This is a genomic window from Bradyrhizobium sp. USDA 4503 (genome assembly GCF_054055815.1).
The window spans coordinates 8,169,985-8,184,817 of record NZ_JBSRXS010000001.1 but is presented as its reverse complement, the minus strand read 5'-3'; the positions used below and the strand labels follow the sequence as shown (position 1 = coordinate 8,184,817).

Annotated in this window: 6 protein-coding genes and 2 pseudogenes; 3 read left to right on the top strand and 5 right to left on the bottom strand. The window is 59.4% G+C overall.

Annotation, left to right across the window (positions count from 1 at the left end; all coding sequences use genetic code 11):
• The first annotated feature begins 139 nt into the window (after positions 1-139).
• Complete coding sequence (locus tag ACVMIH_RS38680; RefSeq protein ID WP_456865791.1) at positions 140-1,951, top strand: hypothetical protein; 1,812 nt, start codon at positions 140-142, stop codon at positions 1,949-1,951.
• 458 nt (positions 1,952-2,409) lie between these two features.
• Here ACVMIH_RS38680 and ACVMIH_RS38675 read toward each other — a convergent pair whose 3' ends face one another.
• Together ACVMIH_RS38675 and nopM are read right to left on the bottom strand one after the other, a co-directional pair.
• A complete protein-coding gene (locus ACVMIH_RS38675) occupies positions 2,410-4,314 on the bottom strand; it encodes a hypothetical protein (RefSeq protein ID WP_456865789.1) in 1,905 nt (634 codons plus the stop codon).
• Between the two features lie 1,273 nt (positions 4,315-5,587).
• Positions 5,588-7,340, bottom strand: a pseudogene (nopM, locus tag ACVMIH_RS38670) (T3SS effector NEL-type E3 ubiquitin ligase NopM).
• 505 nt (positions 7,341-7,845) lie between these two features.
• Here nopM and ACVMIH_RS38665 point away from each other — a divergent pair.
• A complete protein-coding gene (locus ACVMIH_RS38665; protein ID WP_456865786.1) occupies positions 7,846-9,207 on the top strand; it encodes an NEL-type E3 ubiquitin ligase domain-containing protein in 1,362 nt (453 codons plus the stop codon).
• A gap of 2 nt (positions 9,208-9,209) precedes the next feature.
• On the opposite strand, the gene ACVMIH_RS38660 is transcribed toward ACVMIH_RS38665, so the two are convergent.
• Entirely contained in the window at positions 9,210-10,319 is a 1,110-nt protein-coding gene (locus tag ACVMIH_RS38660; RefSeq protein WP_456865783.1) for an IS630 family transposase, read from the bottom strand.
• An 86-nt stretch (positions 10,320-10,405) separates the two neighbouring features.
• On the opposite strand from ACVMIH_RS38660, the pseudogene ACVMIH_RS38655 reads away from it, so the two are divergent.
• Positions 10,406-10,858, top strand: a pseudogene (locus tag ACVMIH_RS38655) (NEL-type E3 ubiquitin ligase domain-containing protein); the annotation flags it as partial.
• Between the two features lie 667 nt (positions 10,859-11,525).
• Here ACVMIH_RS38655 and ACVMIH_RS38650 read toward each other — a convergent pair.
• Together ACVMIH_RS38650 and ACVMIH_RS38645 are read right to left on the bottom strand one after the other, a co-directional pair.
• Positions 11,526-12,566 carry a pectinesterase family protein gene (locus ACVMIH_RS38650; protein ID WP_456827057.1) on the bottom strand — a complete coding sequence of 347 codons (1,041 nt, stop codon included), beginning with the start codon at positions 12,564-12,566 and terminating at the stop codon, positions 11,526-11,528.
• Positions 12,567-12,789: 223 nt separating this feature from the next.
• Positions 12,790-14,088: a glycoside hydrolase family 28 protein gene (locus tag ACVMIH_RS38645; protein ID WP_456827056.1), complete on the bottom strand. Its 1,299-nt coding sequence runs from the start codon at positions 14,086-14,088 to the stop codon at positions 12,790-12,792.
• Between the last annotated feature and the right edge of the window lie 745 nt (positions 14,089-14,833).

The following is a 14,833-nucleotide window of genomic DNA, read 5'->3' as shown; positions in this document are numbered from 1 at the left end:
GAGGCAGATACCGAACGCCGTCATTTGCGGGATTGGCCAACACCAATAACCTCAAGTACGGAACCTTAACCACGTCAGGTTCTCGAAAGCTTGACCGACTAGGCAGACCTGTTCAGGTGATCCTGGACGAGAGGTTAGCGTGGACCCGCAAGATTTTGACCCGTCTAACGTGCCAGCTTGGCCGCAGGTGCAGCACGACGTCTCGCAAGAGCTGCAAGCGAGCCAAGCCGGACAAGAAGGCTTTGAGCAGCACTTGGCTGAGACAAGGCAGTCCGAACCTGCGTCCGTCGGCGCTGGTGGCTCCTATCCCCATCTAGCTGCCGAAGACCGCGACCTTATCGACAGGGCGATTGCTCAATATAGGGCTCAGAAGGGTCTACAACCGAACACGGTCAAGCTTTATACTCACGCACTTTTTCGACTGGCGAATGATCTCCGCCGCCGTGGCCAAACGACTGACCTAAGGGACCACCAGTCCCTGGTTATTCACCTAGATACTTACTTTCCGAAAGACGCCCTCATGAAGACAGGCGTAAGCGTGCTTCGTGCGTCTCATGATTCCGGTCATTCGGTTTCTCGCGGGCGACCGCGCGCGCTCCCCTCGGCGAAAGACACATCTAGCGATGGCCAGCAATCCCCGGACGAAGCGATGGATCCACGTGCCAGAAGCAATCTCCTGGCAAGCGAGGATGTCCCCATCAATCATGAACCTGACACAGTTCAATCGAGAGCATCGAAAAGAAAGAGGACGCTGAACGATCTGGAAGAAGTTCAGGTATATAGGAAACCGAACGCAAGCGCCGCTTCGACAGGAAGTGGCGGAGCAATGCCGGTCGCTTCAACGGGCGTCATAATCCGGGGACAGTGGGACAGACGGCCTCTTTATCCCGAGGATGCTGCCGATATCTTCAGGCTTGAGGAGGCGCTTTTTGAGGGCGGGACGGCTGCCGTTACGGCGAAGCAGCATGCAGGTTTTCTTATTGGCTATAGTCGTTGGCTCTTCGCAAATAACAAACCAAGCATTGTTGCTCGGTTAGACGGCAAATCGCTGAACGATGGCAGTGACATGCGCGAGTTCAGCGGTGCCTCTAATAGCGATAGACTCGCTAGAGCATTAGAGCATCTGCGGACCTTTCGGTCGACGGGAACCGTCGCGCCCATCGTGCGTCCAGGGCGTACGCGCGCTAAGCTCAATCCTTCCGTTCAGAACCCGGCGCTCATCAATCCCGAAGGCGCCTTACTGACAGAACCGACACGCATCGACATCGCCGCTGCGCAGCACCGCACGTCGTACGAAGCTAATCGGCAAGTGGAGCATCAGGAGGGACACGACAATCAAGCTGTCCCGTCGGCTCTCCTCGAAGGGGCGGTCGCGGTCGAGCCAGAGCAGCTTCCTCAGGAGCAGCTTCGGCGCCTGCAGGACCATCTCGATGACCAAGCTATCCCCTTGCTAGCTTCCCTGCCTTCAGAGGAGCTTCAGCAACTGGAAACGGAATTGGCCAACGAGCTCCAGCGGCAATCGGAGAATCCCCCTGCTCCCTCGTTTTCCTTTGACCCAGTAGAGTTTATCATTGATCCAGAGCAGTTCTCACCAGCGGAGTTTCGGCGACTGCTCGAGGATGAAGATGCGCAGGAGGAGCTTACCGAGGGACGAGATGATCAACCCGCCACCTCGGCTTTCGTCCAGGAGCAAGTCGCATCCGATTTAGAGCAGCTCCCTCAGGCAGATCTTCGGCGAGTACTGGATCATCTCGATGATCAACCCAGCGGCTCGCCAGTTTCCGTTTCTCCAGGGGAGCTGCGGCAACTGGAAAAGGACCTGCACGACGCGCTTCACGGACTACGGGATGATCACCTCGCTCCTCCTGTCTCCATTGATCCCGACGAATTTACCTTCGAGCTCGAGCAGTTTTCTCCAGAGGAGATTCGGCGACTGCTTGATGATGAATAACCAGAGGAGAATTAGGAAGGGTGGGACGTCGCTTTCGTGCAAGGCACATCACCGCCTTGCGACAAGATTCACCAGGACGCCCGGCTCGACCTTGAGGCGCGCGAAGAAGCGGCTCGACCGGGTGGCCTGACTCCCGGAAAGCCGGAGACACAACAATGCGGCAACATGCCTGCGGGTCAATAGGGTTTGAGCAGCAGTTAAAACGAGCCGCAAAATCAACTCCTCTAATCAGAGCTCCGCAAAAGTAGATGGACCGATCCGGCGCTCTGACGTCGGAGAGGACGATGTACCGACGAGCTGCGAGGTGGCCGCTTGGGAAGCTAACAGAGCCAACATCGCCGTTGAAATCAGGCGTGTACGCACGCCACCTCTGCAATCTGCATCGATGAAGCGTCCGCGTGATGGAATGCCTCGCGCGCGCTGCCTGACAGCATTTGGAATTGCAGCCAACCGTTTCTTCACCGAGGTTCGGGATAGATGCGAACGCGCTGGCGTCCTTCGTTTTCCACCAACTCGCCCCTATAAGGCATTCCTCGGATCTCGAAATAGCTCGGCCGCCCCGGCGCGGGCATGATACGCTCGCCTTCCAGAACGCGGACGAGGTAAGGCGGCAGGAACCGCTCTCTGTGCTCCCAGCCGCCCCGGATCAGATGGCCAAGATCAACCACACCTTCCCCGGGTCGTCTTGCGCTTACGATTGGCGCTGGGTGGTGTAGCGACCGGGATGGCCCGGCTTCGTTCATCCCGCCAATGCGCGGGTGATGGATCAGGTGAATATCCCTGCGACCGCCCGGTCCAAATGTCGCCGAATAGCGCTCCCCATTAATCGCAAATTGACTTGGCACGAACTGGTTTGGCAGCAGATTGATGTTGCCCAACGCATCGATCAACACCTCTGAGGCAGCCTGGGAGCCGTGGCGCCAATTCACCCCAACGATCGCTCCGATGTCCCGCAGCTCCGGAGTCGCCCCCGGTGGGCCCGCGAACGACGAAGCTGCTGCAAATTCAGGTGGCGCAGAGCGCGCATCGTCGCGCAAATCATGCGGTGTGGGTGGATCCAGATCAACGAAGGATTCGAGACCGCCGTAGATGTTGGACGATCGAGGCCTCACGGACGACGGCGATGCAGGTTCTTGCACCTGCTGCCCAAGCCAGGCCCAAGCTCCCTGGCTTGGGGTGGCCGGAGTGGCAGGAAGCTCGAATGGCGGATGAGCCTGCGCGGCCCAGTGCGGCGCAGGCATTGGTGAGGCGGGCCCATGGATCTGCTCACCAAGCCAATCCCAGGCTCCAGCACTCGGCGTCGCAGGCGTTGCGGGAAGCGGTTGAGATGAGCTGGTCTGCCAACCGCTGTGCGGCACCGGCATCGATGAACCGGGCCCGTGCATTTGCTCTCCAAGCCACTGCCAAGCCCCCGCGCTCGGCGTGGCAGGCGTTGCAGGAAATTCCTGTGGCGAGTGGGCCTGTGGAGCAGCCACCTCAGAAGGCTGACCTGCGTACTCAGGAGGCGGCAATCCCAATGCCCTGTTCGCCTCGAGGATTTGCTGGTAGAGCCCAAGCCTGACCAGATCAGCGTTGATCTTGCCGTCTTTGGTTTCTTGCTTGTATTCCTCGACGTCTTGGACGAGTCCAGGGGTAGAAAGTCGGCCGGCGATCGGCGGTCTGTCGTGCGTCTGCAGCCACTCACTTAGTCTGAACATGCGGCGAGTTTGCCTATCGATCGTCTTGGGATCGATCCTGCCGGTTGCCTTTTCCGCCGCCGCCCACATGCGGATGAAGCTTGCGTCCTCAGCACGAGGGGCCAGCCGGCGGACATCGGCTGCCAATGCGTTTCCGGCACCGACTTCACGAAGCTTCTTTAGGGCCGCCTTGATGCGCCTGCCGCGGTCCTTTGCGTAAGTGTCTACGTCCTCATCGAGCTCAGCTTCCAGCTGGTGGTTTTCCACATCGGGATTTTCCAGCTGCGCATTCTCCAGTTCGCGGCGAATTCGATCGGCAATCGAGGGCCTGCCGGCGTCGCTTAGGCGCGCGCTCAAATGGCGTAAATCGGCTGCCGCGTTCTTGATCGTACCGTCGCTGAGATTACCCGCCGCCTTGTTTCGGAAATCCTCGATGAGCTCCTCATCGGCCCGGGAGACCCCACGCGTCCGGCCTGGCTGCCTGGCGTGATCAATTCGTAGGTTCGTCGAAATAACGTTAGATTGCCCCGCGTCGCGCGACGACTTTGCGCTGCTCCCGCCAAGGGCCTTGCCAAGTCCCGACTTGAAGCGTGACCATATTCCGCGGCTTTTTCCACTCTTGGCCGACGCGGCAGACTCAGCCTCCGGAAAGCTGTAGCGTGCGCTGCTGAACAGATCATCTCGCAAACTAGACTGCGGTTGCGCCGAAGCGGGAAGCTGAAAGCTCGGAATGTCTACGCTCCTGCGCGTGCCGCCTAGCGCGCTCTCCCTAGAACTGGAACGCGGCGGCGTCCGCATCGAACCGCCAAAATCGTCCCTCCGCACTGCTCGACCACCTGCTGCGGGAGACCGATCAGGCGAAGTTGAATTCCTATGATCAATCGGATCGAGGTTCAAGTCCTGCAGCCGCCCTTCAAAGTCAGCCTGCTCGCTTGGGCTACCCGCTCGCTGCCCAGTCCGCCCCTGAAGGGCGGCGTATTCGCGCATCCAGGCTCCTGAATCGAAGAATGGGTCAACCCGATCCATCCTGCTCTCCTCATGTTTGCATAGGCCCTGCAGCAATCCGCACTTCCTGGATTACGGCCAGGCAGCAGTTCGTTCAGCAAGGGTCAGATTCTCTGATTGTTGTAGCTGCAAGCTTTCCAAAAGCTGACGAGATCAGGATATTGCTGCACGCAACAGCGCCTTCGCATCACCCGCCTGACGACAGGACGGGGTCGCTCCGGTTTTGCCGAACCTCTTCGCCGGCAGCGAGTTGGTCGACGGATATAACAATGGATCGCCTGTCGATCGTGCGCCGAATTCAAACATCACGGCGGGATTCACATAGCCTCTACCCGTCTCCGACAGATAATACGTGACGAGTATCTTGTCGTCCGTGTCATCAACTTTGGCGCTGAGCTTGTCCTATTGCAGGCGCTCATTGATGACGGACAATGTCTTTTCCTTGACGCTGTTTTGACTGAGAACCGCAAGGCTTCCCGTGCAATCTCGAGACTGCCCCACTGGAGCGCGCGCACGACCTCACCTGCAGGACGGCTTGTCCATCGTAAGCTGCCGACGCGGTGCATGCTTGAACTGCACAACTTGCTTGCCAAGATGGAGCAGGCGGGAGGCGCCCGAAGTCAAATAGACCTGCCGAACGGTTAGCTGCCTCGTCAACCTGAGCCCGTTGGCTGGGCAGCGCCTCCGGAACTGATGATTTCACCGCTGTGCGACTTGGTCTCTCAACAACTTTTCGACCGATGGAGCTCTCGTCCCATAGCGGCTTTCGGCCCTACGCCCTCCCTCGCCTCGCGCGCGGGATTTCGTCGCTCGGCAAAAACGAAAAGCTCAGACCGACGGCAGCGCACTTTCCAAGGTGCAAAAGCACGTTGGCAGCGATGGACGAGGCTTCACGATCGATCTTTACGTGCCGCCGCAGAGCAATGATAAACATCTCTGCAGCGGTTCGGGAGCGTCATAGTTCGAGGCCATGCTCTGCCAGCACACGGTCCATGACCTCGCGTTTGATCTCGCCAGCGATCTCGTTTCGGACTTGCGCTCCGAGCACCCGCTCGGCATCCGCGTCGCCCAGCAGACCATGCTCGGCCAGTCGCTGGCCGAGGCGGCTTTGAAACTCCTCGCCCATGGCTTCGAGCACCCGGTCTTGCATCGCGGCATGTTCGTCCGAAGCGATGCGCTCCAGCACCGTGTCCCAGGGCTGCCAGCGGCTTGCCATATAGTCGATGAACTCGCTTGCTTCGCGCCTCCGGACCAGATCCAGCGCGTCCGTCGCATCATCCTCGCTTACGTCAGCGACCGCCAAGAAGCGCATGTCAGGAGCGATGTGACTGAGCTCGAGCGGCTCGCGCAGCCGATGTTGATAGGCCAAGTAGACCTCGACGTCGTCTACGTTCGGGTTGACGCTAGCGAGCAAGTTGACCCTGTCGCGCGCGATCTCGTCCAGCGCCTCCAGGCGAAACGCGAGACGACCGCACTGGATCAGTTCGCCAAGCCGGTTGTCATATAGCCCATCCTTGACCTCAGCGTTGATGCGCGCCGTCTGCATACCGTTCCAGTGCAACGTAACACGATCCTCGCAGCTGGTGTTAGCCTCGGAAGCCTGTGCAAAGAACTGCTCGCGCAAATCCGCATTGGCAGCCGCCTGCCGCAGATCATTGGCCACGGCCTGCCGAAACGCGTCATTGCCGTAGTTCACAGTGCCACGTAGCCTTTCCAGGAACTGTGCGTAGTCCTGGGCGCCAGGCTCATCGGCAAAGTTCTGCCATTCGGCCAGCGTGGCCGGGTCGTCTGCGAGCCAGTGTGCCGCAGCCTCATGCAGGGATTGCTGCGCAAGCTGCGGTGGTGGCGCTTCGGCCGCCGCCAGATGAGCGAGAATGTCGTCCGGCAGCGGGTTATCCCCGAACTCGGGGCTCTGCAGATGCGGGTAGTTGAGGCTATTCATCGGCACGAGAGCATCTAGCAGACCTTCAGGCAGGCTGGTCAGCCGGTTACCACTGGCGTTGAGCGATTGGAGCGTGCTCGGAAGTAGGTCGGGAAGGCTGGCCAATAGATTGCTGCTGACATTGAGTTCAACGAGCCGCGACGGGAGCGACTCGGGCAGATCGGTCAACTGATTGCCGCCAACCGCAAGCGAGGTAAGCCCGCTCGGGAGAGCGTCCGGCAGGCTGGCTAGCCGGTTGTCGTTCGCGTTCAGGATCTCGAGGGTGGCCGGAAGGTTGGCCGGCAGACTGGTCAATCTATTGTCGGCGACCTCCAGCTCAGAGAGGGTCGCCGGAAGATCGTCCGGCAAACTGGTCAAGCGGTTATGGCTGATGAAAAGACGCCGGAGACCGGGTGGGAGCATGGCGGGCAGGCTGCTTAGCTCGTTGTGCCTGGCGCGCAGTTCCAGCAATCTTGGCGACAGGGCGGCGGGCAAAACGGTCAGCGAAAGCGAGGACAAATCCAGCGAGTGCGAGCCTGTGTTCTCCGTATTCCTGATTCGTGTGCGCCCCTGCCGCCGATTCTCGGCCTGGCCCCTGCCCCACTTCGGCAACCCAGTTGTCGATGACCTGCGCGCGCGCGGAAGCCGGGGTCCGATAGCCCGTCAAGCTTTCGACCAAATTCGCCACGGCGCGGTTGAAACCGCCGAGGTAGCTTTCCTGGTCCGCCTCTTCGGAAGGCGCTGAGGAAGAAGAACCTGCGTTCCACTGTGCCCGTCCCGCGTCCATCAATTTCTCCATCATCAGAAACAAGAATGCCCCCCGCGAAGCAGGCGGTTGCACAGCGCGAATGTCCCTCGATAACCGCTACAAGTGCTCTACGGTCCCGGGTCCGAGTGGGTACGGGTTCACACGAGTCCAAGCGCGGCAAATGGATCGACACTGCTGCGAGCTTTGCCACCACTTCTTTGACCAGATAAGTCCGGTAGCACCCGCTCCCAGGGCAGCGTTCCGCCGTTAACAGCCTTACCTGTCGAGCAGCTGACGAGTGTCGCTGCAGAACCTCGGATCGCTCGTTTGCCACGGGGATGACCGAAGCACGTGCAGGTTGGAGATAACTGCCCTCGGCGGAGATCGAGTCACTCCAGCGTCGTCGCACCGACAGTCATTCGGCTTGGATACCATCGTTGCCACCCTACGGTGATAGTCTGTCAGCTTATCGAAAGCTAAGTGTCTTAGGTACAAGAGCAGGTCACCATGGGCTGAGGCTACTCAGTTTCATAAGGAGGGTGAGTTGGATCCTTTTGAGGCAGGACAGATTCAGCGCGGCGGAGGCGTCCCTTCTGCATCTTCCGGACAAGAGGGCGGGCAAAACGGGGCGGCGGCGCAGTGGAACGCAGTCGTGACCGGCTACGCCGCAAACTCCGGGCACTCAGTCCATGCAGAGAACGACGAAGACGAGGTGCTCGAGAGTTGGGCTGCCGAACCGGAGGTAGGCCCGCTCGAGGATCGGGAAGAAGCGGTGCGCCGAGTGAATGCTCTCGGTGAGGCCATTACACTGAATCTCGCATCGCTGTCGCTTACAAGCCTGCCTAGACTTCCGAGCGCCATCGTTATGCTTGATCTGCCCTTCAACCGGCTGACCACTCTGCCCGATAACCTGCCTGCTTCGCTCCGATGTCTAAACGTCAGTGCCAATCAACTGGCCAGTTTGCCTTCGCTTCCAACCGAACTCAGAGGCCTCGACGCGAGCTCCAACCGGCTGAGGAGCTTGCCTGAGGTCCTACCCGCTGCGCTGGAGTTTCTCGACCTCAGCCACAATCAGTTGCAGGATCTGCCCGCGGTCCTACCTGCTTCGCTCCGGTTTCTCTACGCCAACCACAATCAGTTGACGAATCTGCCGGCGGTCCTTCCTGCCACGCTCCAGTTTCTCGACGTCAGCGAAAACCAACTCACGCGTTTGCCGGAGGCCCTTCCTGCTTCAATTGAGTTGCTCGATGCCAGCCAAAACCAGTTGACGAGTTTGCCCGAGGACCTGCTGACGCAGTTTCGCGCTGATGGCAGGATAGGTCTGACTGAAAATCCGTTGCCCGAGCAGGTGTTAGCGAATCTGGGTACGATACTTAGCGCCGGTGACTATGTCGGTCCGACCGTCCACCTTTGGCGCGATGACGAGAGTGAATCGTCCGGGACGGACGATGAGGCGGCCGATGCTCTCATCGAGAAGGTCGCAGACTGGCTCCGCGCCAATCCACAGGAGGCTGATCGAGAGGTGCTGGCAGCTTGGCAGAGCCTTGTTGAAGAGCCCGGCGCCCGGGAATACACGCTCTTCCTTGGCAAACTGTTCGACTCCGTGAACTCAGGTAATGAAGAATTCCGCCAGTCGGTCGCCGATGATCTGCGGCAGGCGGCGAACGACCCGCAATTATGCAAGCGCTACTTCCAACTGGCCCTGGACGCCAACCAGAGCTGCGAGGATCGCCGAACTTTGACTTGGAACGGCATGCAGACCGCACGGCTCATCGCGGACGTCGAAAACGGCGCCTATAACAACAAGGCCCGGCTTCCCGATCTCATCGATCTGGGGCGGGTCATGTTTCGCCTGGACGCGCTGGAGAGAATTGCGCGCGAGAAGGTTCACTCGCTAGTCACGTGAATCTAAAGTTCACCACATAAAGTCTGGTGGGCTTTGTGGCAGAAGCGTTTGACGGAAGCCAAAATCTGGTCAGCAGACTTGGTCCATTTGAAGGGCTTCGGATTTTTGTTGTGCAGGTCGATAAAGGTACGGATGTCGGCCTCGAGTTGTCTGACTGAGGTGTGCACGCTTCGCTGGATTTGCTTTCTGGTGAGTTCAGCGAACCAGCGCTCGACCTGATTGATCCAGGACGCAGAGGTCGGCGTGAAGTGGACATGATAGTGCGGCCGACGAGCAAGCCACGCTTTGATCCTGGGCGTCTTGTGAGTGGCGTAGTTGTCCATGACGATATGGACAGCGAGCCCCTCAGGGATTTGAGCGTCGATCTCTTTGAGGAACTTCAAAAACTCGACTGCCCGATGGCGCGTGTAGCATTTGCCGATGACGAACCCCGAGGCGACATCGAGCGCTGCAAAAAGCGTGGTCGTGCCATGCCGCACGTAGCTGTGCGTGCGACGCTCCGGCACGCCAGGCATCATCGGTAAGACCGGCTGCTCGCGATCGAGAGCCTGAATCTGGCTTTTCTCATCGATGCTGAGGACGAGGGCTCGGTTCGGTGGGGATAGATAAAGGCCGACGATATCGCGTACCTTGTCGACGAACAGCGGATCGCTCGACAACTTGAATGTCTGGCTACGGTGCGGCTGCAGGCCGAACGCCGACCACATTCGGCGGATGGTGGTGTGGGAAAAGCTAGTTTCCGCAGCCATTGAGCGGATCGACCAGTGCGTCGCGTCGGCCGGCGTCGTACGCAATGTCCGCTCGATTACCTCAGCAACCTGATCGTCGTCGATGGTGCGAGGGCGGCCAGGGCGGGCTTCATCAACCAGGCCATCGCAGCGATCCTTCAAAAATCGACGGCGCCACTTGCCAACGGTGTGTTCATGGATCCCGAGTTCGGCAGCCACAGACTTGCTCGGCAAGCCATCCGCACAGCGCAGGATCGCGCGGCACCTCTCAGATAGCGATCGCGCAATGCGATGACGACGAACTTGCCTCTCTAGGTACGTGCGCTCCTGCGGACTGAGCACTAACGGCGCGATCGGCCGGCCTCTTACACCTACGTTCCCCACAAGCGCTCTCCTCTAAAAGATTCGAGCCATCAACTAATGTGACGAACTTGCGTTCCAGATGACTAGGCTCGGGCAACAACGTCGAAGACATCGACGCGATTGAGGTCTCTCTTGCTTATCAAAATAAGCTCCGCGAGCGACTGGGATTGCAACACGTCGCGCCGAACATGCGCTTCTTTGAAGTCTCCGGCGTCACCGACGCTGACGTTGATAGCGCAGAGGCATCCGTGCGGGAGAGGGAGGCGACGGAATTCGCCGACTATTTGGCGGTGGACTGGCAACCTTGGGACGACGTTGTGAGTCATATCGCGCCCAAAGACCATGCCATGGCGCACGACGAGCTCATAGCTGCAATGGGGCCGGAGTTCGCCAGGCGGCTGCAGCAACAGCTCACCGACAGAGGTTTGATCGGGGTCGAAGCTGACCTTGTCGAGGATGCCAAGCTAGAGTTGGGTGCCGCAGTTCGTAGGGAAATCGCCCGTGAGATCAAGGGCGCTCTCAGAGACAAGGTGCTCAATGATCACGGCCTCAAACTGTAAATCGACTTTTGCTGCAGAAAGCTGCTAAGTCTCCTGTTGCAGTTTTCTTCCGGTGGGGCGAGTGGGTCGCCGAGAGAATTTGCGTGATGCGCAGCGAGTGCTGCGGAACGCCGATCTAAGGCACCGGCGTTGCTCGACTCATCCATCGGTGTTTCACTTAAGCGACGAGGGCCGATCTCGCGATGATGCGGATGTCCTCGGCGGCGAGGGCGGCAATGGATAGAGCGAATTGCCGAAATCAAGATAGGCGCTGTTTGTAGGCTCCCGATCCAGGATGGATGAACGTCGGACTCCACCGTAGTTGCCCCGCAGTATCGGCTGATCGAGCCGACCGCTACTGGCTGAGCTACGCGGGTCCCGAACATCACCGGCCGAGCGAAGATAGCCGCGAAGTATCATCTCACTTCGTTGTCCGCAGATCTGCGCAAGGAGCTGAACAAGCAAATCAGCCAGTGCCGAGCTATGACGACGGCGCTGACGTGACGGTCCGCAGCCCTCGCCGACACTGAGCCGCCAAAAGGAAAAGATGATCTGCGAGCTGGCGCGGACGCATGTGGGCGCACCGCGAACCGATGAGATCGTCGGGTTGGCCCCTTCTATCGCTTTGACTCGGGCGCCAGTTGGGTTTCTATACAAGACTCTCCATGACAACTGGGCTCTCCTCCCGTCATTCATCCGAGAATCGCCGTCGAAGCCCTTCGCCCTGACCGCTGCTCTGTGTTCCATCGTGATGGCTGGTTGGCAACCAATCTGTGGCGCCTCCGAAGAACACGCTCAGCGACCATCTCGCAGCTTCGCCATCTGTCAATTGATGGGAGTGAGGCTCGCGGCCTGAGGGGTTGGCCCCGCCGCCGAATGATCTGTATTCAGCATAATAGCTTGTCTTCAACGTGAAGGTCTTACCGGGCGTCCATTCGCGCCACCCTTCCGCGATCACGGGGGCATCTATCTTCGCTGACAGGAAGACCACTGTGGCGTAGGGGCGCCAAGGGCGGCCAAGTGCGATATAGCCCGCAACAGGGTCGGCAGTTAGCCTGCAATGATCAAAAACATAGCCACTGTCCTCATCCCGCGCTGCCTTGCTCTGAGCGGTATAGATGACCGTTTGATTGGCGATGCCGTGCAACTCACATTGCCGAAACCAGGCCTTGGCGTTGCCAAATATAAAATCGACATGCCCCTCGATGTAGCACTTCGAGAAGTATTGTCGTGACATTCGGCCGTTCGGTCCCTTGCCAGCAAACAGCGTGTCCTGGGCGCCTAGCAGGCGCACGCGCGTAATGACGTCCCGGTCTCCGGTAACTGACAGCGCTACTGCTTGCGAGGGGGGATTGGCTGGATTGAGGGCGTAGTCGTTCTGGATCGTCAGATTTTCGAGCCGGAAGTCATCGCCAGTGGCATTCAGTGTTGCCGAACGCGCGGTTCCTCCCGCATTGATCGCGCCGTCGCCATACACAATGACCGTATCCTCCGGTTTGCCGCCAGTCCCCACGATATGAATACCGGATTTTGAGGTGTTGACCTTCTCGCGATAGGTCCCCGGCGCAATCCGAACATCCCCGCCTTGCGCCGGCAACGCGTCGATGGCTTCCTGCAGGGAGTGATAGTCTGCATTTGCGGCATGCGACACCAATAATGCCTCGGCGTATACTGCCGGGAGACAGAAACATCCAGCCAGAAGCGCGGCGGACATCAAAATCATTCTCATTTGACCTCCCCTTGGTCGCGTTTGCGGCGCGTTCTGTGCAGTCGATGTAACGGGCGGCCGCGAGATAACCCCGAGGATCCTGAGCGCAACTTTCGCAATGTCCGCCCTTGCTAATCAGTCGCAGCGGGGCGCGAGCCATGAGGCTTTATTCCGCCAATATCGGCAATCCAAGCCCATCGATGCGGCCTCTCCGTTCCGACGTTCCGCGCCGGCGTCGTAGTGTTTACCGGTCGGTGTCTCGGAATGCGCTGGAACAAGCGTCCGATCCGCGCGACGGCGGTTCTGTCGTTTGTCCCGGCAGCGGCGGCGATACGTCAGAATGATCGGCTGTCACCTTTGCATGTTCGAGCTGCCAACTCGCGGAACTGGCAAATCGGACATCCTCGAGTGTTACGTCAAGGGCATGCCGCTCGTCTGCGCCACGCATCATCAGCACGCCATTGTCGCCACGCACATGGCGCAGAACAATCTGCCGATAGATCGGAATCCTCGAGCCCTGTGCACGTGGATCGTATTTCGTATCGAACGCCAGCGGCCACCGGTTGCCCCTCAGGCAGATGTTTTCATAAGTCACGCGCTCGACCAGACCGCCTCGACTGACATCGCTCTTGATGCGCAGACCAGACGTCGTTCCATCCAGCGTCAGATTACGCACCACTATGTCGCTGGCCCCGGAATTCACCTCGCTACCGATCGACATGCCGTGCCCCCAGCCGAAATAATTGTCGGTGATGGAGATATGGCTGCTCGGGCCATTATCGCCGGCTTTGATTGCGACGTTGTCGTCTCCCGTTCGGATGAAGCTGCGGGTAATGGTCACATCCTGGCTCGCGCCAGGGTCGATGCCGTCGGTATTGCGGGCGTCCGCCGGTGCATCGATCGTGAGGCCCCAAAACGTGGCCCCCTCGACCCGGTTCATCGCGATGTGAAAATTGGGCGCATTGCGCAAGGTGACACCCGCGAACGTGATGTCTTGCGCATGATCGATCTGGATCAAACGCGGGGCGTTTTGGTTGCCGCGCTCGGCTTGGGCGCGGCGGGCCAGCTGCCACCAGCTTTCGGCGCCGCCGACCATGGTTGCACCGCCCTGACCATCGATGATGCCGTCTCCGTAGATACCGCCGCCACGGGTTTTGGAAAAGCTGATGAACGGCCGGCAACCATCGCCCTTGCCCGAGATGCGACCACACTGTCCACGGCCCTTGTCGTAAGCAGCCGGTTCGGGGATGGCGATGAGCTTGGCGCCTCGCCCGATCCATAACGTCACCCCCGATTTCATCTCGAGAGGCCCCGACCGGAACTCGCCTCGTCCTAAATAAACGGCGGCCCCCGACGGGCATTGGTTGATGGCATCTTGCAAGGTGACCGTATCTTGCTTGCCGGACGGCACAGGCCGGTCGCAGATCGTCTGAGGTGCAATGGGTTCGGTAACGATGCGACGATCTTGTGCATTGGCGGCCGGACTGAGAATGATGCAGGCAATGATGGATAACGGACTGCATGCTCGAAAAGGCTGTTTCATCGACCTCGTCTCTCCGCCGCGTTGATCGATGCGGCGTAATTGTCTCACGTACACGGAACTGATCCGTCGCGGCTCGCCTCACTCGCCGCGCATGATGACATTTATAAGACGCAGAGCACGCATAGACTTTTACGAGCTCGCAGCAGCATTGCTGCAAGGGGCGATGAACGGCCCTGCAAGGGCGCACACAGCAAGGCTTACAGGTCAGCCAGTAATCCGCTGTCGATGTCTTTATTTCACCGATGAGAGCCCGACAGGAACACTCTGGGCCACAAACGCATCTTCATCGCTCGCTCCAAGAGCACTGTGCGCGAAAGCAATCCAGTTGAGCCAGGGTTATCGAAGCAAAGCCGACTGAAGCCAAGTCGCACGCTCGATACCGGCTAGACGTGTCGTGCCGCGCCGCAGTTTAACAGGCGCCAGAGCATCTGCGGCGATGCCTCGTGTGTGGCCTAATAGCCGCTCGGCAAGTGGCGAGGCGGTTGATCCGCGGCTCGAGATGCCAGCTCATCGTCAAGCAATCGCCGAAGCTCTCCTGGCGGCATGCGTGGCTGATCCCGCTGGCCCTGCCCGACGCCCCTGGTCCTGACTGCCGGTGAACCACCGCGCTGTTTCTTGAAGCGCCCGCAAAGCTATACCTACCCTAATCGGGCAAGCTGTCGAAAAGCTGACGAGGCTACGGCCGGCACCGGATCGCATTCGTCGCGGGCCCCTCTTCCTGGCGTCTACGAATTTAGGTGACTGC

Excerpts from the sequence above, each read along its gene's own strand:
- ACVMIH_RS38650 (WP_456827057.1), bottom strand. The coding sequence starts at position 12,566 with ATGAGAATGATTTTGATGTCCGCCGCGCTTCTGGCTGGATGTTTCTGT.
- ACVMIH_RS38645 (WP_456827056.1), bottom strand. The coding sequence starts at position 14,088 with ATGAAACAGCCTTTTCGAGCATGCAGTCCGTTATCCATCATTGCCTGC.